Here is a 21,315-nt window from a genome sequence, read left to right on the forward strand (position 1 = left end):
GTACAGGTTTGCCCGGTGGACTGTGAGGCCGCAGAAACACGGATAAAAAGGGCTTGCCTCTGACGAGCTCTGCGGGCAGCATTCCGGTTCTGATGTATACATTCATCCGACACAAGGACATTGATCATGGCACAGGCTACAGCGCGCCACATTCTGGTAGACAGCGAAGCGAAATGCGAAGAACTGAAAAAGGCGATTGAAGGCGGACAGGACTTTGCCGAAGTGGCAAAGCAGCACTCCTCCTGCCCCTCCGGTCGCAACGGCGGAGATCTTGGCTCCTTTGGCCCGGGCCAGATGGTTCCCGAGTTCGACAAGGCGGTTTTCAACGGTGAACTGAACACCGTTATCGGTCCGGTCAAGACCCAGTTTGGTTATCACCTGCTGGAAGTGACCAGCCGCAGCTGATGATTCCTGGTTCCATACCGGGACTGCAAACCACCGGCCGGCGGCTACCGCTGCTGGCCGGTGCCGCTTCTCTGCTCATCGCGCCTTTCCTGTTTGTCGGCGGGCCTGACTGGGCCTCGGGGCCACTCCTCAAATCGGCCTGGAACCTTGGCCACATCCTTCTGTTTGCACTACTCACTCTGGCGGTCAGACCCTGGCAGTGGCTGAGTGGCTGGCGTCTCTGGCTCGCGGTTACCGTCGTCTTGCTGGTGCTCGGAATTGGTATCGAGTTGCTCCAGGGCGGACACAACCGCGACATGGATGGGCGGGACCTCCTGCGCAACCTGATTGGCAGTTGGCTGGTTATCGCATGGCGCCCCTTGCTTACATCAGAGCGGCGAAACTCTCTCGGCGAAGGCCTGGTGGCCGCATCCGTTGCGCTGCTACTGTGTTTTGAGCTGGGAGCTACCGGCATGGTGGCTGCCCGGCAATGGCAGGTACACGAACAACTTCCTCTGCTATACGATTTCACCCATCAGGATCCCGGCGCATTCTGGACCGGCAGGCTCACGGTCTCTGCCGACCACTCGCTGAATAATGCGCAGAGCCTGAAACTTGATCTGGGCACTGAAACCTACTCGGGGGTCTCACTCAACAATCTCCCGGCCGATTGGCGTGATTACGAGACACTGAGCATTACCCTGTTCAATCCCTCAACCGCTCCCCTGACGCTGACGCTTCGAATCAATGACGTAGCCCATGACCGCAGCGATCATGCCTACAACGACCGCTACAACACCCGCCTGACACTGGGTCCTGGTTCCAATACCTTCACCCGGAAACTGGCCGACATCGAAAACGCTCCCGATGGCCGGTCCATGGATATGTCCCAAGTCAGAAGAATGGGGCTTTTTGCGGTTCGCCTGCCCGAGCCACGCACTGTTTATCTGTTGGATCTGAGACTGGACTAACCGAGCGTCCAGGGATTATCGGTTATCGGTTCGGCGCCAGCGTCGGTAACCAGAATCGTTTCACTACACCCAATGCCCCATTGCCCGGGAATACGCAAACAGATGGGCAGGTGGAAAACCATGCCCGGTCGAAATTCCACATTGCCACCCCTGGCGATGAAGCCCGAGCCCTCCACCCAGGATGGCGGGAACTGCGCGCCCACCGTGTAGCCAAATACCCCGGAGAAAAACACCTTTCCGGCCAATGGCTGAAGCGCCTTCTCGGCGTTCTGGGCGGCCTCGTCGAAAGTGACTCCCGGGCGGATCGACGTCAGCAGGGTATCCACAATCCGACGGCAGCTGTCATGGACCCGACGCATTTCAGCCGATGGCTCGCCACCAGCAACAACGGTCTGCATCATGGGTGCGGTGTAGCGGTTCCAGGCCGAGCCGAATTCCAGAAAAACGGGGTCGCCTTTCTGCACCACCGTACGTTTGTGATTGCAGTGGATCACGCTGCTGCGACGGCCGGTAACAACAATTGGCTGCATGCTCATGAATTCACTGCCGGCCGCCAGCAGCGCCCTCGCGCCTTCGGCGGCAATGTCATTATCAGTGACGCCCGGCTGGACCGCGGCCACGGCCGCCCTGAAACCTTCGGCTGTTATCCGGGCGCTTTCACGCAGGCACCGGATTTCGGCATCGGACTTGACGATCCGGATCTGCTTCAACAGACCGCCGTTGTTCAGAAATCTTACTCCGGGCATCCGAGCTTGCAGGCCTTCCAGCACGCCCTGGCGCAGAGAGCCATGCCAGGCATCAATACCCACGGTCTCCACGCCGTCGTTCAGGGCCTGAACCAGTGGTTCCAATACCTCGCCGATGCCTTCCCACCGGTATCCGCTGACCCGGGCGACCCGGGTTGTCATCATCGCAGGCCCCATTTCGATGGACGGCACCTGCAAGAGCAGGTCCTCCTGGGTAACCACCAGGGCCACGTGAACGGATACTTCAAAGGTGCTATAGCCAGTCAGGTAGAAAATATCCGAAGGATCGGTCAACAGCAGGGCGCCAAAATCCTCCCGGGCCATCCCATCCCGGACACGAGCAAGTCGTTCGTCGAACTCCTGCTCCGGAAACGGACACTCCAGCCCCCTCAGTTGTGAGGACAAGGCTTTCTGATAGGCATTGAAATCCATAACGACACTCCTCACTCGCATATACTAGGGAGATTGGACCCTATTCTGGCTTTGCACAAATCGCACTCACCAAATAATTCAACAATCGGGAGAGCCTATGGACCGCGAGCAACAGGGTAACGGTGCCGTCCAGGTCAGTGTTGAATTGGGAGCGCTGACCAGCGTTGCCAACGACCCGCAAGTGGCAGTCCGTGTCGGCCCCGTGGTTGCCTCCCTGGTGAACGGTGTGTGTGGCGACCCGTTGTTGCAGCTCCGGCTTCTGCACCAATCCCGCAGCCTGTTGTTTGATCTGGGAGATACCGGTCGGATGCCGCTCAGGTCCGCGCATCAGGTGACTGACATTTTCATCACCCATTGCCACGCCGATCACATTGGCGGTTTCATGTGGTTCCTGCGCAGCCGGATCGGCTACTTTCCGCCCTGCCGGCTGTTCGGCCCGCCCGGCCTGATGCGGCACATTGCCGGAATGATCAGTGGCATCCTGTGGGATCGTGTGGAAGACCGTGGCCCCAGATTCGTGGTGCACGAATGCCATGGCGACCACCTGAAACGGTGGAAAATCACCGCTGGCGACACCGCTCCCACGCCTCTGGAAGACCAGGCCACACCAGACGGGGTTCTGCTCCGGGAACCGGACTTCCAGATTCGTGCAGCCATGCTCGACCACGGCACGCCTGTTCTCGCTTTCGCCTGGGAACCCTTTGGCAAGCTTCAGGTTCGCAACGACCAGTTGCAGGCTGAGGGCCTGAAACCCGGCGCCTGGCTGCATGATTTGAAAATGGCTGTGCTGCGCCAGCGGCCGGACGAACTGATCTCGCCGGACACAGGGCGCACGCTGCGCGCCGAAGACCTGGCCAGGAAGCTGCTGATTCAGGCGCCGGGGGAAAAGGTGGTCTACGGAACGGATTTCGCCGATACGCCCGAGAACATCCGCAAAATGACGGAACTGGCGGAAGGTGCCCACACGCTGTTCTGCGAGGCCTCATTCATGGCCGCAGATGAAGCGCAGGCCCGGCACACCCATCACCTGACCACGAGGGCCTGCGCCCGCATCGCTGAAGCGGGACAGGTCCGGCAACTGATTGCCTTCCACTTCTCACATCGTTATGACCGAAGGCGGGAAGAAGTGTACCGTGAACTGAAGGGATTCACTGACCGCCTGGTGATTCCGGACTGAGGAACCGCGACATCTGCTTGCCTATGCTTTCCACCGGCTCGGTAATCGCCTGCTGGATGCTGTTGGTTACAACTTTCGAGAAAGCCGAGCCGGCAGAGCTCTCCAGGAACTCCAGGTAGAGATCCATCTCCTGGGCACCGATGTTCTGGTAGGTATACAGATAGCTGTCGTAAACCTGCTGACCTACCACGCCCCTGAGCATGCTGCGCTGGCTTTCAATGCGTTGGCGCAGCTGCTCGTAATTGGCCGAATCACTGCTGAACGCCGCCATTGCCGTTGCCAGGCCGAGCTGCACTGCGATCGTTGTATCGACCGCGCTTTCTGTGGCCCGCGCAGCCCGATCAAACCGATCGAACATTTCCGCTTTGCGCGTGCCCTTGTACCGGCTGTTCAATTCCATGGCACTGGACTGGATTTTCGGCCAGGCCGAGGGTTCCGAAGCTGCAATCTCGGCCGAAGAAATCTTTCTGGCCACAGGGGTTTCGTACCAGTCATGGACTGCCTGGAGCTGCGAATCCGTGAGTTTGGCTTGCAGATCTTTAATGATCTGCTGCTCGATATCCACGGAATTGAAACCGCTGCTCACGATGTTCCCGATGGTATTGGCCATCATTGGAGGAAGCTGACCATTCTGTTTGAGTCCTTCCCGGATTCCCTGGCTCATCATGGCCGGGTAACGGGCCACGATATCGTCAACAGGCGATACTTCCAGCACCTGACGGGCATCCGGCGCTGCCTGGGCAGTACCAGTAACAAGAAGTGCTGTGATTAAAAGAGGTTTAATTATGGGAAATCGCGTCATTTACCTATCATCCCGAGTGAATCATTGATTCCCTTATGCCATGGGTTCGAGGCAGGCAGCAAGCAATCCCGCGGCCCTGGAGATGACGGTTTGGTAGGAATGCGAAAGAAACGTCCACGTAAGACCAAAAGTCGGCAACTGGCTCTTGAAACCTGGAACAGCCGGGCAAGATGGTATGGGCTTCCAATGCTGGGGCTGCTGATGGGTCTCTGGGCAACGCTCCGCTTCAGCCTGTTGGCACCGGATCCTCCGGCAAACCCGGAGAACATCTGTGAAATCTTCCGGGAACACCCGGTGTGGTATGACTACGCCAACGACTCCAGGCAACGCTGGGGCACACCCATCGCCACCCAGTTAGCGTTTGTCTATTACGAGTCGTCATTCCGCAGCCATGCGCGTCCACCACGCACACTGCTCTGGGGCTTTATTCCCTGGACCAGGCCCACAACCGCATACGGTTATGCCCAGGCCCTCGACCCGTCCTGGCGGGAATACCTGCAGGCCAATGGCGAAGGCTGGTTCACCGTTCGCACCGACATGGAACACGCGCTGGATTTCGTGGGCTGGTACAACCAGCTAAGCCACCGGCAGCTTGGCATTCCCTTCTCGGCGCCCAGAAAGCTGTACCTTGCCTACCACGAAGGCCGGGGCGGATACGCCCGCAGAAGCTTCGAAGAGAAACCGGACGTGATGGATCTGGCCGCCCGGGTACAGACCCGGGCCTTCCGATACGACAATCAGCTAAAAACCTGCGAGCAGGAATTCCAGTGCTGGCGCTGGTACCAGTTCTGGCCGTTCTGCGGCTGACGCTCATCAGAAAGCGGAAGAAATCTCCATCTGAGACTCCAGCGACTGCAAGCGTTCCACCAGATACTCCATAACGATACGGACCCGGGCCATTTGCTGGGTATCCTGGTTTACATGCAGCCAGAGATCCACGCTCTCACCCTCCAGCGGGTCCGACAGGCGGCGGAGTTCACGAGTGCTCTCCCCCAGGTAGCAGGGCAAAACCGCCAGGCCGGCACCGGCTTTCGCCAGCGCGTGCATGGATTGCAGGCTGTTGCAGCGAATGAAAGAGGTGACGTTCTTCAACTGTTTTCTGTACCACCGGCCCGTCGCCAGATGGCTGAAGGTTTCATCCGGTATGATCCAGAGGCAACCTTCCGGACGGTTTTCCACGTCCATGTCACGATGCCGCCGGCAATAGCGGGCCGACCCGTAAACGGCGGATTCGATGGAGGCGATTCGCTCGCCTTCCAGAGTTGCCTGCGGCTTGTTCTCGGGCCGCAAGGTGAGATCCGCTTCCCGATGGCTGAGGTTCGCCACATCGTTATCAGTAAGCGTCTCCAGCTCGATATCCGGGAACTCCCGAACCAGCTCGGCCAGGATCGGGCTGAGCAGCGCGCTCATCATTGCGTCTTCCGCCGCCAGCCTGACTTTGCCCACCGGCGCCGAATCCTGCCCGACCAGTTTGCGTTCGAGATTTTCCATCTCGATGGCCAGCCGATCCGCCTCCCGGAACGCGGTCTCCCCCACGGGGGTGAGCTGAAGTCCATCCCGGCTGCGTTCAAAAAACTGCACACCCATCGACTCTTCCATCTGGTCGAGTCGCCGTAAAACTGTGGTTTGGTGCACACCCAGTAATTCGCCGGCCTTGGCTAGCGTTCCGCCTATTGCCAGCGCACGTATATATCGAAGATAATCCCAATCCATAGTTACTGCATATTTGCAACGTGAGTACGGATTTTAACGTATTCAAACTGCAAATAAGAACCCTTAGAATCGCTTTAAATTAAAGGTAGATCCCTAACTAACCTACCTACCCAAATCAATACACTCATTAAAAAGGAGGAAGGCGCTATGACTCAGAACCATATCGCAACCGTAAACCCGCTGCCGTCCAGTATCCTCCACAACAGTGCTGAGGTCAGGCGCCAGTATACCCGTGCTGCGGCAAAGCAGGCGGTACAGTTTTTCAGTCGCAAGATGCGGAGCTTCAACCGGAAAGCAGCAAACGTTGCTCCGGACATGAGCCAGATGCAGGGCGGCCACTAAAACGGCAGCCGAATCTGGCATGAGCGGGGAGATCGCTCAGGCTGAGAACAGAAAGAACATAAGGATTTGAAAACGCCGTTGGCTCCCAGGGAACCAACGGCGTTTTACGTTAGCGGATCAGAATTCCCAAACGACTTTTTTCTTCTGGCTGAACCAGTCGTCCATCTTCTGGTTGTAGAAATCTTCTATCACATTCCGCTTGATCTTCATGGTCGGCGTCAGCATGCCGTTTTCCATAGTCCAGGGCTCCCGAACCACCACGACAAAAGCTACCTTCTCGTGGGACTCGCACTCCGCGTTCACCGCCTCCAGTTCGGCCGCAAGTTCCTGCTCGAGCTCACCGCGATCCATTCCGGTCTCCAGTTCATCCCTGGCCTCTTCCGACAGCAGGACCATCAGGCAAGGCTGCGGCTGGTTGGCACCGGCCACACAGACCACTTCGGCCTTTGGATGATTAAACCGGTTTTGGATGGGCACCGGCACCACGTATTTGCCTTTGGAGGTTTTGAACAGATCCTTTACCCGGCCTGTGATACGGAGGGTGCCGTCCCTATCAATCTCGCCCATATCTCCGGTTTTCAGGAAGCCATCCTCGGTGAGGTCCTCCTTGGTTTTCTCCTCATTCTTGTAGTAACCCAGCATCTGGCCCGGGCTTTTCACCTGGACTTCTCCGCCCTCTCCGATGCGGTGCTCAACCCCTGGATTCGCCATACCTACCGAACCGGCGCGAGCCTGGCCTGGTCGGTTGGCGTGGGAATAGCCGAAGTTTTCCGACATCCCGTACACTTCCAGCAGCTCGAGCCCAAGGTTGCGATACCAGTTAACGATGTCCGCTGACAGCGGCGCTGCGCCGGTCAGGGCTGCCCGACAATAATCCAGCCCCAGCTGTTTCAAGACCTTCTTCTTCACCAGGCCGCTGATAATGGGGAGACTGAAGAGCAGCTTCTGCTTTTTTGGCGGCAGTTTGGCATTTACACCAAGATAGAACTTCATCCACAGGCGCGGGACCGAGAAAAACAGCATCGGCCTTGCCCGCTGCAGGTCCTCCTGGAAGGTGTCCAGGGAATTCGCAAAGTAGAGATGAAAGCCATAGTAGAGGGACTGCGTTTCGACGGCTGCCCGCTCGGCCACGTGAGCCAGGGGCAGGTAAGAAAGCATGCGCTCGTCAGAGGAAACCGGGAACAACTGCTGCAGGCCATCAGCTACTGAAATCATGGTCCGGAAGCTATGCATGACGCCCTTGGGGCGACCGGTGCTGCCGGAGGTATAGACAATCGTGGCCAGGTTATCCGGATCCGGCAGCTTGGGCTGCGCAGGCGACTGTTCGGCCACAATTTCCGACCACTTGGGCGTATCATCCCGTGGCGACAGGGGCAGGGAAATGAGCGGCAAATCTGCCGGAATGTGGTTCTTGATGTCGTTCCAGCCGTCCGCGGTCCCGTCCAGTTTTCCGAGGAACAGGAGCTTTGCCTCACTGTGCTCGAGAACGTAGGCAGCAGTATCTCCGTTGAGCGTGGGATAAAGTGGCACCGAAACATGGCCTGCCGCCCAGATTGCCAGATCGGCCAGGATCCAGTGCGCGCTGTTTTTGCCGAGAATACTGATATTGCTGGGTTCCGGAAGCTTCAGGCTGTCCAGGTAAGCCGCCATGCGGGATACCTGATCGGCTGCTTCTCTCCAGGTAATATCTTCCACCCGGCCATCCGGGTAAGGCTGAGTAAGGTAAACGTTGTCGGGGGTTTCCTCTGCCCAGTAATACAGGCAATGGAGTGAGGTCTGCTTCCGGGGGTCTACCGCCATAAACGGCTCCTTTTTGTTATTGTCCTTCGTGTTTAGGTCATGCCATTGCGATTCATACTAGCGTCATTTCAGACCCGCTCAATAGCAATTAGTGCCCGCGCCATTGGCAAATTAATCCTCGCCCGAGAACTGTTACTCAAAATTTTTCGTAACATTTGTCAAGTTTGAGCTAGTGTGAAGGGTGAACACCCTCCTTTTCGAGCAAATTGGATGTAGCCATGAGCAAACCAAAACGTTCGTTTTTAATCTTTCCGGCCTGGGGCATCATTCTTCTGGGTTCCGGTGCCTTTTTCTACAGCGCCTATGCGGGCATGCTGGGCACCTGACCCGGGAAAACCGTTTTAACGCCGAAACCGGGTTTCGAGGACAACGGCAGAGTTGGTCCTCTCAACTCCCTCAAGGTTGCCAATGTCATCCAGCACGGCGCTCAGCTCCTCCAGGGACTGGGCTTGAACAATGGCAATAAGGTCGTACTCCCCACTGACGGAAAACAGCTGCGATACCTGGCTGATTTGCTCCAGGGCAGCATTGGTTCTGCCGGTGAGCTTCTGGAACACCTTGATCGATACGTGAGCCTCCACCTGGCTCGCCGAAAACTCCCCCCCCAACTGAACCGAGTAACCACGGATGACACCGCTGGCCTCCAGCCGCGCGATACGGTTCTGCACCGTCGACCGTGACACATGCATGGCTTTGGCGAGCTCGGTGACACTGGCCCGGGCATTCTGCCGCAGCAGCATTAGCAGTTTCTGGTCCCGCGAACTGATCATATTGCCAAACCTACTTTACAGTTTGTATCCATTGTAGATCATTTCGATCATTCTGCAGCTGCATTATGGCGCTGACGGCTTTCATACTGGGCCCAAAACAATGCCCAGGAAGATCGCCATGATTATTCGACCGATTACCCCCAAGGATCTTGACGCCCTGATGCAGATCGCAGTGGAATCCGGCCCCGGCTTCACCTCGCTGATGCCGGATCGCGATGCCCTGAGCCGCAAGATCGATCATTCGGTTGAGAGCTTCGCACGGACTGTGACCACTCCCGGCGATGAGCGTTATCTTTTTGTGCTTGAAGACAGTGCGACCGGCCAGATTATGGGGACCACCGGCATAGAAGCTGCTGCTGGCTTATCCCGCCCGCTCGTGCATTTCCGCCGTAACGCGGTTATCCATCACGAGGAAGATCCCCGGAAACGTCACGTCGAGGAAAGCCTTACCCGATGCCAGCATTACACCGGCTGCACCGAGGTATGCTCGCTGTATCTTCGGCCCGGATTTCGCCGGGCCAATGCGGGCAAGCTCCTGTCACGGGTTCGCTTTCTGTTCATGGCACTGCACCCGGAGCGTTTTGCGGACACCGTTATTGCAGAAATGCGCGGCGTTTCAGACCATGCCGGCCAATCCCCGTTCTGGGACTGGCTCAAACATCACGTAGCAGATCTTGATTTCATGTCTGCCACACAGCTGGCCTGCTGTGGCCAGAGCGGTTTTGTTGAACGCTTTATCCCCGCAACCCCATTGTTTACCCGGCAGATGACCGATGCAGCCCGGGCGGTTATCGGCCAGGTCCATGAAGATACGCGCCCTGCCCGACACATGCTGGAGCGCGAAGGTTTTCGCCACCGGGGCTTCGTGGATCTTCTGGATGGAGGGCCAACACTTGAGTGCGCCAGATCGGACATCGCCAGCGTGCGCGATACCCTTCTTACCCGCGCAAGGCTACAGAAAGGCAACCGGAGTTCCTGGAATATTGCTGGAAACACCGTTGGATCCGCTATAGTTGCCAATGCTGGCTGTTCGGGCTTCAGGGCTACGGTAACCGAGCAGGTCCTGCCGAACCCCGATGCCAATAGCCTGTCAGTGCCAGAGCAACTGGCGAACGAACTGAACCTTGGCGGATATAGCCTGGCCTGCTATCTGCCACTGAGCCAGTCCAGGGAAGGGTCACGGGGACGTCAACAGCCCTGCCAAAAACCGGTTACTGAGGAGATTCGCTATGCACACTGATCCGGACACCCTGTTTGCGAGACTCTGGGAGTCGTACCGCCAGGTAACCCCTTCGGCCGATCGCATACATAAAATCCTGGGCGCCGAAGAGGGGCAGGCCATCGTCAACGACCACATTGCGCTTCGCACCTTCAACCTGGACCCTGTTCGGCTGGACGCTCTGGCAGAGCATTTTCTCAGCCTCGGCTATGAAGAAGGTGGCGAATACCACTTCGAGGCCAAAAAGCTTTATGCCCGCCACTATGAGCACCCCTCCCGGGAACTGCCCAAGGTGTTTATTTCCGAGCTGCTTGTAGAGCAATGCTCGCCGGAGCTGCAATCGGTGGTTAAAAGTCTTGTCGGCCAGGTAAAGCCGGAGGCGGTTACTGCCGATGATTTTCTCTATTCGGGTCGCCATTGGGAGGTCGACTACGACACCTACCGCCAGCTGATGAAGGAAAGCGAGTACGCCGCCTGGATGGCCGCCTGGGGCTACCGCGCAAACCATTTCACGGTCAGCATCAACCATCTGGAACAGTTCGGTTCGGTTCCGGAAATCAATCAGTTGCTGAAAGATCATGGCTATACGGTGAATTCATCCGGCGGTGAAGTAAAAGGCTCCCCGGAAGACTTGCTGGAGCAGTCCTCAACCATGGCCGACCGGGTGCCGGTTACCTTTACCGACGAGACGGTAACCATACCCAGTTGTTTCTACGAATTTGCCCTGCGTTATCCGAAACCGGATGGCCGGCTCTACTCGGGCTTCGTAGCGGCATCGGCCGACAAGATCTTCGAGAGCACGAACGCCGGCAGCTGAGTCTGCATGCAAAGACTCGCGGTCACGACCACCCCTGTTCACCGATCAGGGGAACGAACCGGACTGCGCCGAGGTCCTCGGTCCGGAATTCGTTCTCCGTCAGCCGGGTAACACGTTCCAGCGACTGAACCGAATGCTCCGACCCCACCGGTATGACCAGGTGCCCGCCAACCGCTAGCTGATGCTTCAATGAGTCCGGCACCGCTGGCGCACCGGCAGCCACGATGATGCCATCGAAAGGCTGGTGCTCGGGCCAACCTATCGTGCCATCGCCACAGCGAACCCGGACATTGTCAAACCCCTCGGCGGCCAGCGTTCGGGCTGCGCGATCGGCCAGTTCCTGAACCCGTTCGATGCTGAACACCTCGCTTGCAATACAGCCCAGAACGGCAGCCGCGTAACCCGAACCTGTCCCGATATCCAGAACCCTTTCTCCACCCTCCAGATCCAGTGCTTCCGTCATCAACGCCACGATGTAAGGCTGCGAAATGGCCTGCCCCGCGCCTATCGGAAGAGGTCCATCATCGTAGGCGCAGTCCTTCATGCGCTCGGGAATGAAGCGCTCACGCGGCACCCGACCCATGGCATCCAGCACCAGCGGCGACCCGATTCCACGGGCTCGAAGCTGATAATCCACCATGGACGCTCTCTGCAACTCGAAGCCATTGTCCTGATTCATGACGCTCTTCCTTCCCCTGGTCTGGCTGCTTACCGGCCGTTACAAAGCAGTAACTTTTTTACAACGGCGCGCTTGAGATTATCTGTCTACTTTTTAGACATCGGTAATGACACATACAACCACCGAATGCCAAAAACAACAAACGGACAACGGGTCCACGAACCGGCCAACCCGTTGCCGAGGAGGAGAAATGTCGACATCCGTAAACCACCTCGACGAACGCACGCGGGACTCCGCAGAGCTGCTCGAAGAGATCATGCCCTCTGCCATTACCCTGGCCATGATGCTTCGTCACCGTAAAATGGCGGCCTGGCTACGCACCGAATTTGATGGATATCAGGATGTTGCTGCCGCACCGCCTTATCGTAGGCAGCTACACGGGCACATTGTTGCCAAATCCCCCCAGTATGGTTGGATCCCCGCTCCAGTAGATGATCAGCAAAAAGAGGAGTTTGGCTACATGGATCTGCTCGAGGGCGTGAAAGCTCTTGAGAAAACCTGTGTGAGTTGCAAAAAGGGCAACGGCAACCGGGTTTTGCTGGAAAAAGACGAGATGGCCGTGTTGCAGAAGCAGATCAACCTGACCGCCGAGCTGGCCATCAACCTGAGTCGCGACGTTTATTGCCGGCTCCTCAGGACCGTTCGGGCTGCAATCTACCTCTGGACCCAGGAACTGATGGCCGAGGGCATTGCCGGGGAGCACAACCACTACAGTCCGGACGAGCGCGCCAAAGTTGCGCACCTGGACGACCCCGAGAAGTTCTGGCGACGGGCCATGGACGATGTCGACAGCCTGCCAATACCAGACGTGCGGGTGACCGGTTTCTTTGAACGGGTATTCGGGCGCGCAGGCTGAGCCTCGCGCCCTGGCTGCTACCAGAGCACGCTAACAATACCGACGCTGCTCACCAGCAGCAGCACGGTTCCCAGCAGACGGAAGAACACCGGAGTCTCCGCCTGGAGAATACGGTCATGGGCGTAGAGCCCAATTACGTGGCCGACGGCTGCGCATGGCAGCAGCCAGAGGTGATGGATAAGTTGCAGATCGATGCCGGCCCAGACGAAAGCGGCCATCTTGATCAGCACCAGAATGAACCAGAGCGCGAACAAGGTATCCCGCAGTTTTTCTTTGGGCAGGTGCTGAGCTGCCACGGCAATGATCAGGGGCGCACCGATAAGGGAAGTGCCACTGATGTATCCGCCCACCATGAGGAATATCGCGTCGACCGTTTTGCTGCCACTGCGAAACGGTCGGTTGATGATGTAGGAGACAGAATAAAGCGCCACGATAACGAAAATGATGGCACTCAGGATGTCACTGGGCATGGTAATCAACCCGAATACACCAATCAGCTTGGGCACAATCATGATGGCGAGGATCCGCCACAGGTATTGCCAGTCGACAGTGCCCGAGCCCGCCTCGCGTTGCTTGCCTGCCCCGGTGCGATTGTTCATCCAGATTGTCAGGGATGAAAACACCAGAAGGTGGACCGCAATGATCGGCAGAAAGACGAGCGGTTGATCAAGAACCAGCAACAGAAATGGCAGGGACAGAACGGCGCCACCGAATCCCAGTCCGGAGCGGACAAAACCACTCCAGACGAAAATCAGGGCAATCAGCAGATATTGGTAAATCGCGAGATCAGACATGGATTCCCGGTTGTCGTCAAAAGGGCCGTCGTTTATCCGGAACTGGTCTAAGCTCAGTTAGTTGCGAAGAAAAACAACATTCCCCGGAGGATGTGAATGGCCCTGTCATGGAAACAGAAGTTCCTGCTGTTGATTGTTGCAACGCTGATTGGTCTGGCGATTGCCACTCTGGCCTCCCTGAGCGGGCTCGGCAAGGTATCTGACGCTTATGAGGCCCGAAGCGAAGCAAGAGCCTATGAATCCGCGTCCCTGACCCTGCTGAACGACTGGCTGGCACTCGAGAGAACGAGTGAAAATCTGGAACCTAACCAGGTTGAGAACTATCAGGAGAGACTGGCGTCGCTCGCGGCCCAGTCATCGGCACTCAGTGAATCCGCCGGAACCCTGCCGGGTGACGCGATAAAGACCACTGCACAACAAATCCAGGAGCAGGTTGCGGAGTATACCCGACTTCGCACCGAATGGCTGGCCCTGAATCAACAGCTGGGCCTCACTCCGTCCAGCGGTTTGAGAGCAACAATGTCCGAAGCCATAAACGACAGGCTTCGGCAAATCAGCATTTCCATCTTTAACGACGACATCAACACCATCGCCTCCACCTACCGCGACTACCTCTCTACCTTCGATGCGACCTACGCCGAGTCAACCCGTGAGGCCCTGGCGCGGATGCAGACCACCGTCACGGAGATGGACTGGCAGGAAATTGACATCGGCCAGGCCGTCCAGGCGTTCGCCAATGCCTTTTCCGATGCCGAATCGCTCATCGCCAACCTGTCTGCCATTGAGAACCAACTGTCAGCCACCGGCACCCGTATTCGCGATCTGATTGCCGAGCAGAACACCCTCCTCCGCCAGGACATTATTGTGGCAACCAGCCAGCAGGCCGAAGAGGCCCGCGCCGCCTCAACCTGGCTGATCATTGCAACCGCTGCTGCGGTGGTCATTATCCTTATCCTGACCCTGACGACCGCCTCAAGAACCCTGGTGAAACGACTCAATGAGACCGTAAACCTGCTCACACGGGTCGCCGGCGGTGACCTCAGTCAGCGCCTTGAGCCAGGCAGGAATCCGAACGATGAATTCAATCGCCTGGGCGAAGCGGCCAACAAGATGCTGGACGATGTCTCGGACGTTATCGGGCAAGTCGTCGAGGGTAACCGCACGCTGTCATCGCTTCAGGTTGAACTGGATGCTCTAGTAGAACAGATGGGCAGAAACGGCGAGCAAGTTGAAGACGAGACCGAGCAGACCGCCACTGCGGTTCAGGAAATTTCCCACACGGCGGTCGATATTGCCCAGTACACCCAGTCAGTCAATGACGCTGTTCAGAGCGCCAACGGCGCCGCCCATTCCGGTGCCGAGGTGGTCAGGCAAAGCGCCAAGACCATGACCGAACTGGCCGAAAGAATCCAGAAAACCCACGATCAGGTCAGCCAGCTGAGCAAAACCGGCGAGAAGGTCAACTCCATCGTTGGCGTAATCAACGGCCTGGCTGAACAGACCAACCTGCTGGCATTGAATGCTGCGATTGAGGCGGCACGAGCCGGCGAGGCCGGACGCGGTTTCTCGGTTGTTGCCGACGAAGTTCGGTCTCTCGCAGAGAAGACCGTATCGGCAACCAACGGGATTGCCGAGATCGTGGAATCCCTCAACCGTGAAACCCAGGCCATTTCCAGACTAATGAAAGAGGGCCTGACTTCCGCAGGTGAGGGAGAGGAAAGCTCGAGAGAGGCGGCACACTCGATCGAACAGATCACCGGCTCGATACAACAACTGGCTGGCGACATGAATCAGGTGGTGTCCTCTGTTGAGGGGATATCAACGACCACCGAGGAAATCGCCCAGAAGGTGGAGCAGATCCACGGGCACACCCGGGAAACCTCGGATATCCGCCAGAAGCTCAACGCCCATATCGAACGACTGTCATCCCAGGTAACCACCCTGACCCAGGCCTCACAGGGCTTCCGTCTGTAACAGTGGGCCCTGGACAGGTTGCACGGCAGGGTTTCAGGCGTTAGCATGCTCGATACTGTACATTTAAACAGTATCGAGCATGCCCATGAAAACTCGCGCCACGGCCCTGAATCCCCACAACCGGTTCCAGCCCATTGTCACTGACCGGGAGGCAGACCATGACTGGTATCACGACCCCGAAGACGACCTGAACCCCGATACGCTCGCTACGGAAGTCGTCCTTGAGACCGCAAAATCCATAATCAGTCGAAATACGTCACCGGACGTACCGTTCGACCAGTCGATCAATCCATACCGTGGCTGCGAGCATGCCTGCATTTACTGTTTCGCCCGCCCTACCCACGCCTATTGGGACATGTCACCGGGGTTGGATTTTGAAACCCGGCTGATCGCCAAACCCAACGCCGCCGCCCGCCTGAGAGAAGAGCTCGACAGGCCCGGCTACCGGGTGTCGCCCATCGCCCTGGGCGTCAATACGGATGCCTACCAGCCACTGGAGCGGGACCAGAGGATTACCCGCCAGGTGCTGGAAGTTCTGGCCGAGTATCGCCACCCGGTGTCGATCATTACCAAGGGCGCGCTCATCCTCAGAGACCTTGATCTGCTCCGCGAAATGGCTTCTGATGGGCTCTGCTCTGTGCGGATCAGCCTCACCAGCCTGAGCAACGACCTGAAACGACGCATGGAGCCGAGGACCGCCGCACCGGCCACCCGCCTCAAGATGATCAGGCAGCTCTCGGAGGCCGGCATTCCGACCGGTATCATCCTCGGGCCGGTAATCCCCTTCATCAACGATCACGAAATCGAGTCGATTCTGGAAGCCGCTGCAGAGGCGGGCGCCACCCGTGCCAGCTGGATCATGCTGCGGTTACCCCATGAACTGGACGAGCTGTTCCAGGACTGGCTGCAGCGGCACTTCCCGCAAAGGGCCGAGCATGTGATGAACCGAATGCGCGACCTCAGGGGCGGCAAGAGTTATGACGCCACCTTCGGCCGCAGAATGACGGGCACGGGCCCTTACTCGGACCTGATTCGCCAGCGTTTCACCAAAAAAGCACGGCGTTTGGGGCTGAACCTCCATGCAGAAGAACCGCTGCGAGGTGATCTTTTCCGGCGGTCAGGTGGGGAACAAATGCCGCTGTGGTAGCATCAGACTATTGCACTTTACCACCGCGAATAAGGCCTCTCAGGGATGAGGTGGAGAACACCCATGCATGGAATCAGACGTTTTTCCTTCGCCACAACATTGTTTGCCCTGCTGGGCACCCTCTGGCACCCCGTTTGCCTGGCAGCCGATGAAGCCATTGTTGCCAGGATTGAGGCCATGGAAGCCGGCTTCCCGGTTCAGGTACTCGGAAGCCGGTTATTGGCCCACTCGGCACTGTCAGCCTTTTACGGGGCCGACGGGTACCAGCCAGCATGGAAATCGGCTGAGCTTCGCCGGCAGTTGATTGATTCGGTTGAACAAGCCAGTCATGACGGTCTGAACCCGGCTGACTATCACGCGGATATTCTCTCGGGCCTGGCACTCAGACCCATGAGCGATTTCTCTGAAGACCTGAGGGCCGATCTGGACCTGCTGTTCTCTGACGCTTTTCTGATGCTCAGCTCACACATGCTGGTCGGCAAGGTCAACCCGCAGACGGTTCACGCCGAATGGACCGCCAACAGGCGCCAGCGCCAGATGGAATCCGTTCTGAAGGATGCGTTGCAGCGCTCGGATATCACCGGCACGCTGGATTCACTGCGTCCGGCCGACCCAGCTTACCGGAAGTTGATGGCTGCAAGGCAGGACCTGACCAGACTGCTGGGCCAGCCCTGGTTACCTCTGGCGTTGAGCCCGACCATTCGCCCCGGCGACAGGGATGAGCGGCTCAGTGAGGTCCGCCGACGACTCTCTCTATTGGGAGAGCTTGCAGAATCACCGGCAACGTTTTCAGATCCGCGTGACTACGACGCGGAGCTTGAATCTGCGGTCATGCGCTTCCAGGCTCGACATGGGCTTGAAGCCGATGGCCTTATCGGGAAGGACACCCTGACAGCACTGAACCTGATACCGGTGGAACGCCTGCGCCACATTGACGCCACGCTCGAACGATGGCGGTGGCTGCCAGAATCACTCGGCGACACCTATGTCCTGGTCAATATCGCCGGATTTGAACTGAAGATGGTGGAAAACGGCGCAGAAGTACTGCGCAAACGAGTGATCGTCGGCCAGCCCTTCCGCCAAACGCCGGTGTTCAGCGATCGCATCCGGTATCTGGTGTTCAATCCCACCTGGACCGTACCGCGAACGCTGATGATTCAGGATCAATTGCCCCGGATTCTCCGCGATCCGAACTATCTCTCCCGACTCAATATAAGCGTTTACCGTGGCTGGGGCGCTGACCGGGAAAGAGTGGACCCGCTGGAGGTTGACTGGCCATCACTGAATCGGAACAACTTCCCGTACCAGTTGGTGCAGGAACCCGGCCCTCAGAATGCCCTGGGTCAGATCAAGTTCATGTTTCCGAACCAGTACGATGTTTACCTGCACGATACGCCGGGGCGCGGCCTGTTTTCCCGGGCCGAGCGTTCATTCAGCTCTGGCTGCATCCGGGTTGAGCAACCTTTTGATCTTGCAGAGCGACTTCTGGCGTCGGCGCCCGACTGGTCCCGCGAAAAGATTGACCGGGTGGTTTCCGAGGCACAACCCCAGACTGTCGTGCTCCCGGAGCCGGTGCCTGTGCACATCCAATACTGGACCTCCTGGGTAGATAACGAGGGCAGGCTGCAGTTCCGCAATGATCTGTACAACCGCGATGCACGCCTGATTGATCAGCTCCGTGGAACCGCCGAGGGAGATACGCGCTACAATACTCCGGTAGCCGGCTCGGGCCCGGCACAGGACAAGCTCTGAAACAGGATACGCGCATCAGTTGAGGAGATATCATGAAACAGACCCTGCTATTGGTTTTCGGGATACTCTTACTGCAGGGATGTCAGTCGCTGCCACCCGCCGAAGACGAAATTGACGGAGACACCGTTTTCGTCAGCGCCAACCATTGTCTCAACGAATACCTGGATGATCTTGAAAAGGTTCACTACGGTCCCTGTCTCAAGGTCATTGCGATAAATGGCAATGAGCCGGCTGTAAGAGAAGACGGATTCATTGAACTACCGGCAGCGACAGCGCTGACCATTGGCGTGAGCTGCGTTTATCGCCACGCCGACGGCTCGCCTATTCCGGCAACCATGGAAAACGTAGACTTTGCCGTGAGCAAAAACACGTTCGCAAAAGCCGGCCAACGCTGGTACCTCCACGCTCACAAACAGGCCCGTAGAGTTGTCGGCTGTGAGCCCACCCTGTCGCGCTCGGTCTATCCCACGAATGACACTAATTAGTGCCAATGCGCGGTGGGACCGGATTCTAACGCTTTCAGATGGCAGGACCCTGGCGTTCACGGACGTTGGCGATCCCCTCGGCTACCCGATTGTCTTTGGGCACGGTATGCCGGGCAGCCGTCTGGAAAGCCGCTTCTTTGATGAAAAAGCCAGGGAGCATGGGTTTCGCATCCTGACCCCCGACCGCCCCGGTATTGGCAACTCCGATTTCCAGCAAGGGCGCAAGCTGCTCGATTACCCGGCCGATATCGAGCAGCTTGCCGATTCTCTGGAATTGGCGCGATTCAGTCACATCGGCTGGTCCAGCGGCGGTTCCCGGACCCTGGCCTGCTGTTACCGACTCGCGGATCGGGTTGATCTCGGGGTCTGCCTTTCCGGGCTCACCCATTTTGCGGAATATCCAGGCTCCGGCGGACTGGTTCAGGCCACACGATGGCCGGGCCCGCAACTGGTCAGGCTCAGTCCCCGATTGACCCGGCTGGCCGTCACATTGATTGCCTGGCTATCCAGGCGTCACCCGGGACTGTATCTCAAAAGTGCCGAGGAAATGGCCAGCAGGCATGACCGCCAGCTATTGAGGAAGCTATTGAGCGACGGCGAATTCCAGCGTGATCAGCTCATGTGTCTCAACAGTGGCGGACGAGCCATTACCACCGATTTGCTGACCGAACTTGGAAACTGGGGGTTCAGTCTTCGCGATGTCCGGACCCCGGTATTCATCTACCAGGGCGAGGAGGATCCATTCGTGCCCATGGACTACGCTCGCCACCTCGCCAAAAATCTACCAGTCGCAGAACTGACCCCGATGCCCGGCCTCGGTCATCTGTACCCGCTTTGCCGGGACTTTCAGGATCAGCTTTTTCAACGTCTCACTCGGCAGCTGGACCGCCATCAAACAAAGGAGTCACAGACACCATCATGACCAACAAAATCGATATCCACTATTGCACCGGTTGCCGCTGGCTTCTGCGCTCGGCCTGGATGGCGCAGGAGCTGCTGACAACCTTCGAAGGCGAGATCAGTGAATTGAGCCTGCACCCCGGCACTGGCGGCATTTTCGAGGTATGGGTCAATGGCAAGCGGGTCTGGTCCCGCAAGCAAGACGGCGGCTTCCCGGAAATTACCAAACTCAAGCAATTGGTTCGCGACCAGGTTGCACCGGAACGCTCCCTTGGCCATTCCGACACCAAAACCGGCACCTCAGAATAATCATTCAAAAATACTGACAGGCTGTGTCGATATTCTTCGCTTTTAGAGAAGGCGCTGCGCCCCGATAGTACTCCTCGTCCAATTCAACAACATGAAAGGGTATCTATGAGCGACGTGATGCAATCCATCAAATTCAACACCATCGAGGTACCTAATCGATTCGCCCTGGCACCAATGACACGCACCAGTGCGGAGCCGGACGGCACCCCGAATGCCCTGATGGCAGACCATTACGAACGCTACGCGAGGGGCGGCTTTGGTCTGGTGATCACCGAGGGAACCTATACCGATGACAAGGCAAGCCAGGGCTATGCCAACCAGCCCGGCATCATCAACGAAGCGCAGATAGATGGCTGGAAGACCATTGTCGAACGGGTACACGCCGCAGGCAGCAAGATCATCGTTCAGTTGATGCACGCCGGCGCGCAGTTTCAGGCCAACCGTTTCACCGACCAGCCACAGGGGCCCAGCGAAGTTACCCCAAAAGGCGCCCCGCTTGGTTTCTATGGCGACCAGACTGAGTGGCAAACGCCCAGCGCCATGATCAGGACCGACATTCAGGCGGCGGTTGAAGGTTTTGCACAATCCGCCGCCAATGCGAAAGCCGCCGGCTTCGATGGCATTGAGATTCACGGGGCCAACGGCTATCTGTTGAATCAGTTCCTGAGCACCTACTTTAACCAACGCGACGATGAGTACGGTGGGTCACTGGAAAACCGGCTGCGCCTGGTGGTTGAAGTGGTCCGTGCGATTCGCGAGGCCGTTGGCGAGGACTTCACCTTAGGCATCCGCCTGTCTCAGGGCACAGTCACTGATCCAGACTACCAGTTGCCGGAAGGCGAAGCCGGATTCCGTCAGATTGTGGAAGCGGTCCGCGATGCAGGTGCCGATTTCGTCCATACAACCGACGGTGACGTTAACCGGAAGCATTTTGTAGAGGGTGATGAGAGCCTCGCTGGCGTGGCCGCCAGTGTTGAAGGGATCGGTCTTATCCTCAATGGCAACATTGATGAAACCAACTGCCAGGATGTGGCCAACCAGTTCCCGGACACATTGCTTGCCGTGGGCAAGAAGGCGCTCGCAAACCCGGACTTCGTGCAGCGCCTCAAGGACGGCAAAGAGATTGCAGACATCGATTTCGCGATGCTGCAACCGAAGGCCACCATTTCCAACGAGCTGGCCTGGCGCAAGCAGAACGCCGCCTGAGCGCCTTTCTCTCCCGAGAAATGCAGCCGGAGGAACCCAC

General features: G+C 57.7%; 22 protein-coding genes. 15 read left to right on the plus strand and 7 right to left on the minus strand.

Annotated elements, in window-relative coordinates; translation table 11 throughout:
• Positions 1-126: 126 nt before the first annotated feature.
• On the plus strand, positions 127-405 hold the full coding sequence (locus tag EDB94_RS04935; protein ID WP_008173912.1) for a peptidylprolyl isomerase: 279 nt from the start codon (positions 127-129) through the stop codon (positions 403-405).
• Positions 405-1,355: a succinyl-CoA synthetase subunit beta gene (locus EDB94_RS04940; protein WP_108017623.1), complete on the plus strand. Its 951-nt coding sequence runs from the start codon at positions 405-407 to the stop codon at positions 1,353-1,355. The genes EDB94_RS04935 and EDB94_RS04940 overlap by 1 nt, the downstream gene beginning before the upstream one ends.
• On the opposite strand, the gene EDB94_RS04945 is transcribed toward EDB94_RS04940, so the two are convergent.
• Positions 1,352-2,533 (minus strand): Xaa-Pro peptidase family protein, encoded by a 1,182-nt coding sequence (locus EDB94_RS04945; RefSeq protein WP_108017624.1) that lies wholly within the window; start codon positions 2,531-2,533, stop codon positions 1,352-1,354. The genes EDB94_RS04940 and EDB94_RS04945 overlap by 4 nt on opposite strands.
• Before the next feature lie 97 nt (positions 2,534-2,630).
• Between EDB94_RS04945 and EDB94_RS04950 the strand changes: the two genes are divergently transcribed.
• The gene (locus tag EDB94_RS04950) at positions 2,631-3,710 is read left to right on the plus strand and encodes an MBL fold metallo-hydrolase (protein WP_108017625.1); all 1,080 of its coding nucleotides are present in this window, start codon (positions 2,631-2,633) and stop codon (positions 3,708-3,710) included.
• On the opposite strand, the gene EDB94_RS04955 is transcribed toward EDB94_RS04950, so the two are convergent.
• Entirely contained in the window at positions 3,682-4,512 is an 831-nt protein-coding gene (locus tag EDB94_RS04955; protein WP_108017626.1) for a DUF2059 domain-containing protein, read from the minus strand. The two genes, EDB94_RS04950 and EDB94_RS04955, sit on opposite strands and share 29 nt — an antisense overlap.
• A 99-nt stretch (positions 4,513-4,611) precedes the next feature.
• Here EDB94_RS04955 and EDB94_RS04960 point away from each other — a divergent pair, with 99 nt between their 5' ends.
• Positions 4,612-5,319 (plus strand): lysozyme-like domain containing protein, encoded by a 708-nt coding sequence (locus tag EDB94_RS04960; protein WP_108017627.1) that lies wholly within the window; start codon positions 4,612-4,614, stop codon positions 5,317-5,319.
• 6 nt (positions 5,320-5,325) lie between these two features.
• Here the strand turns inward: EDB94_RS04960 and EDB94_RS04965 are convergent, their stop codons facing one another.
• On the minus strand, positions 5,326-6,225 hold the full coding sequence (locus EDB94_RS04965; RefSeq protein ID WP_014577912.1) for a LysR family transcriptional regulator: 900 nt from the start codon (positions 6,223-6,225) through the stop codon (positions 5,326-5,328).
• A gap of 147 nt (positions 6,226-6,372) precedes the next feature.
• Between EDB94_RS04965 and EDB94_RS04970 the strand changes: the two genes are divergently transcribed.
• Entirely contained in the window at positions 6,373-6,567 is a 195-nt protein-coding gene (locus EDB94_RS04970) for a hypothetical protein (protein ID WP_039882018.1), read from the plus strand.
• Positions 6,568-6,684: 117 nt separating this feature from the next.
• Here EDB94_RS04970 and EDB94_RS04975 read toward each other — a convergent pair whose 3' ends face one another.
• Together EDB94_RS04975 and EDB94_RS04980 are read right to left on the minus strand one after the other, a co-directional pair.
• Positions 6,685-8,367 carry an AMP-binding protein gene (locus EDB94_RS04975; protein ID WP_108017628.1) on the minus strand — a complete coding sequence of 561 codons (1,683 nt, stop codon included), beginning with the start codon at positions 8,365-8,367 and terminating at the stop codon, positions 6,685-6,687.
• A 341-nt stretch (positions 8,368-8,708) separates the two neighbouring features.
• A complete protein-coding gene (locus tag EDB94_RS04980; protein ID WP_014577916.1) occupies positions 8,709-9,137 on the minus strand; it encodes an Lrp/AsnC family transcriptional regulator in 429 nt (142 codons plus the stop codon).
• Between the two features lie 118 nt (positions 9,138-9,255).
• On the opposite strand from EDB94_RS04980, the gene EDB94_RS04985 reads away from it, so the two are divergent.
• Positions 9,256-10,377 (plus strand): arginine N-succinyltransferase, encoded by a 1,122-nt coding sequence (locus tag EDB94_RS04985; protein ID WP_260312513.1) that lies wholly within the window; start codon positions 9,256-9,258, stop codon positions 10,375-10,377.
• The gene (locus EDB94_RS04990) at positions 10,367-11,173 is read left to right on the plus strand and encodes a DUF1338 domain-containing protein (protein WP_014577918.1); all 807 of its coding nucleotides are present in this window, start codon (positions 10,367-10,369) and stop codon (positions 11,171-11,173) included. The genes EDB94_RS04985 and EDB94_RS04990 overlap by 11 nt, the downstream gene beginning before the upstream one ends.
• 22 nt (positions 11,174-11,195) lie before the next feature.
• Here EDB94_RS04990 and EDB94_RS04995 read toward each other — a convergent pair whose 3' ends face one another.
• On the minus strand, positions 11,196-11,852 hold the full coding sequence (locus EDB94_RS04995) for a protein-L-isoaspartate(D-aspartate) O-methyltransferase (RefSeq protein ID WP_108017630.1): 657 nt from the start codon (positions 11,850-11,852) through the stop codon (positions 11,196-11,198).
• Between the two features lie 190 nt (positions 11,853-12,042).
• Here EDB94_RS04995 and EDB94_RS05000 point away from each other — a divergent pair, with 190 nt between their 5' ends.
• Positions 12,043-12,708: a hypothetical protein gene (locus EDB94_RS05000; protein WP_108017631.1), complete on the plus strand. Its 666-nt coding sequence runs from the start codon at positions 12,043-12,045 to the stop codon at positions 12,706-12,708.
• 17 nt (positions 12,709-12,725) lie between these two features.
• Here EDB94_RS05000 and EDB94_RS05005 read toward each other — a convergent pair whose 3' ends face one another.
• On the minus strand, positions 12,726-13,502 hold the full coding sequence (locus EDB94_RS05005; protein WP_053112770.1) for a TSUP family transporter: 777 nt from the start codon (positions 13,500-13,502) through the stop codon (positions 12,726-12,728).
• A gap of 96 nt (positions 13,503-13,598) precedes the next feature.
• On the opposite strand from EDB94_RS05005, the gene EDB94_RS05010 reads away from it, so the two are divergent.
• From EDB94_RS05010 to EDB94_RS05040, 7 genes are all read left to right on the plus strand, one after another.
• Positions 13,599-15,476: a methyl-accepting chemotaxis protein gene (locus EDB94_RS05010; RefSeq protein ID WP_108017632.1), complete on the plus strand. Its 1,878-nt coding sequence runs from the start codon at positions 13,599-13,601 to the stop codon at positions 15,474-15,476.
• Between the two features lie 85 nt (positions 15,477-15,561).
• Positions 15,562-16,623 (plus strand): PA0069 family radical SAM protein, encoded by a 1,062-nt coding sequence (locus tag EDB94_RS05015; RefSeq protein ID WP_108017937.1) that lies wholly within the window; start codon positions 15,562-15,564, stop codon positions 16,621-16,623.
• A 63-nt stretch (positions 16,624-16,686) separates the two neighbouring features.
• Positions 16,687-18,375, plus strand: a complete 1,689-nt coding sequence (locus EDB94_RS05020) for a murein L,D-transpeptidase (protein ID WP_108017633.1) — start codon at positions 16,687-16,689, stop codon at positions 18,373-18,375.
• Positions 18,376-18,407: 32 nt separating this feature from the next.
• Entirely contained in the window at positions 18,408-18,860 is a 453-nt protein-coding gene (locus tag EDB94_RS05025; RefSeq protein WP_062781613.1) for a hypothetical protein, read from the plus strand.
• Entirely contained in the window at positions 18,847-19,782 is a 936-nt protein-coding gene (locus EDB94_RS05030; RefSeq protein ID WP_108017634.1) for an alpha/beta fold hydrolase, read from the plus strand. The genes EDB94_RS05025 and EDB94_RS05030 overlap by 14 nt, the downstream gene beginning before the upstream one ends.
• Positions 19,779-20,069 (plus strand): SelT/SelW/SelH family protein, encoded by a 291-nt coding sequence (locus EDB94_RS05035; RefSeq protein ID WP_062781607.1) that lies wholly within the window; start codon positions 19,779-19,781, stop codon positions 20,067-20,069. The genes EDB94_RS05030 and EDB94_RS05035 overlap by 4 nt, the downstream gene beginning before the upstream one ends.
• Before the next feature lie 105 nt (positions 20,070-20,174).
• Entirely contained in the window at positions 20,175-21,275 is a 1,101-nt protein-coding gene (locus tag EDB94_RS05040) for an NADH:flavin oxidoreductase (RefSeq protein ID WP_108017635.1), read from the plus strand.
• The last annotated feature ends 40 nt before the right edge of the window (positions 21,276-21,315 follow it).

The organism is Marinobacter sp. 3-2 (assembly GCF_003751355.1).
Lineage (GTDB): Bacteria > Pseudomonadota > Gammaproteobacteria > Pseudomonadales > Oleiphilaceae > Marinobacter > Marinobacter adhaerens.

Bases quoted from the DNA above. Each gene is read 5' to 3' on its own strand.
- EDB94_RS04935 (WP_008173912.1), top strand. From the start codon at position 127: ATGGCACAGGCTACAGCGCGCCACATTCTGGTAGACAGCGAAGCGAAA.
- EDB94_RS04940 (WP_108017623.1), top strand. From the start codon at position 405: ATGATTCCTGGTTCCATACCGGGACTGCAAACCACCGGCCGGCGGCTA.
- EDB94_RS04945 (WP_108017624.1), bottom strand. From the start codon at position 2,533: ATGGATTTCAATGCCTATCAGAAAGCCTTGTCCTCACAACTGAGGGGG.
- EDB94_RS04950 (WP_108017625.1), top strand. From the start codon at position 2,631: ATGGACCGCGAGCAACAGGGTAACGGTGCCGTCCAGGTCAGTGTTGAA.
- EDB94_RS04955 (WP_108017626.1), bottom strand. From the start codon at position 4,512: ATGACGCGATTTCCCATAATTAAACCTCTTTTAATCACAGCACTTCTT.
- EDB94_RS04960 (WP_108017627.1), top strand. From the start codon at position 4,612: ATGCGAAAGAAACGTCCACGTAAGACCAAAAGTCGGCAACTGGCTCTT.
- EDB94_RS04965 (WP_014577912.1), bottom strand. From the start codon at position 6,225: ATGGATTGGGATTATCTTCGATATATACGTGCGCTGGCAATAGGCGGA.
- EDB94_RS04970 (WP_039882018.1), top strand. From the start codon at position 6,373: ATGACTCAGAACCATATCGCAACCGTAAACCCGCTGCCGTCCAGTATC.
- EDB94_RS04975 (WP_108017628.1), bottom strand. From the start codon at position 8,367: ATGGCGGTAGACCCCCGGAAGCAGACCTCACTCCATTGCCTGTATTAC.
- EDB94_RS04980 (WP_014577916.1), bottom strand. From the start codon at position 9,137: ATGATCAGTTCGCGGGACCAGAAACTGCTAATGCTGCTGCGGCAGAAT.
- EDB94_RS04985 (WP_260312513.1), top strand. From the start codon at position 9,256: ATGATTATTCGACCGATTACCCCCAAGGATCTTGACGCCCTGATGCAG.
- EDB94_RS04990 (WP_014577918.1), top strand. From the start codon at position 10,367: ATGCACACTGATCCGGACACCCTGTTTGCGAGACTCTGGGAGTCGTAC.
- EDB94_RS04995 (WP_108017630.1), bottom strand. From the start codon at position 11,852: ATGAATCAGGACAATGGCTTCGAGTTGCAGAGAGCGTCCATGGTGGAT.
- EDB94_RS05000 (WP_108017631.1), top strand. From the start codon at position 12,043: ATGTCGACATCCGTAAACCACCTCGACGAACGCACGCGGGACTCCGCA.
- EDB94_RS05005 (WP_053112770.1), bottom strand. From the start codon at position 13,502: ATGTCTGATCTCGCGATTTACCAATATCTGCTGATTGCCCTGATTTTC.
- EDB94_RS05010 (WP_108017632.1), top strand. From the start codon at position 13,599: ATGGCCCTGTCATGGAAACAGAAGTTCCTGCTGTTGATTGTTGCAACG.
- EDB94_RS05015 (WP_108017937.1), top strand. From the start codon at position 15,562: ATGAAAACTCGCGCCACGGCCCTGAATCCCCACAACCGGTTCCAGCCC.
- EDB94_RS05020 (WP_108017633.1), top strand. From the start codon at position 16,687: ATGCATGGAATCAGACGTTTTTCCTTCGCCACAACATTGTTTGCCCTG.
- EDB94_RS05025 (WP_062781613.1), top strand. From the start codon at position 18,408: ATGAAACAGACCCTGCTATTGGTTTTCGGGATACTCTTACTGCAGGGA.
- EDB94_RS05030 (WP_108017634.1), top strand. From the start codon at position 18,847: ATGACACTAATTAGTGCCAATGCGCGGTGGGACCGGATTCTAACGCTT.
- EDB94_RS05035 (WP_062781607.1), top strand. From the start codon at position 19,779: ATGACCAACAAAATCGATATCCACTATTGCACCGGTTGCCGCTGGCTT.
- EDB94_RS05040 (WP_108017635.1), top strand. From the start codon at position 20,175: ATGAGCGACGTGATGCAATCCATCAAATTCAACACCATCGAGGTACCT.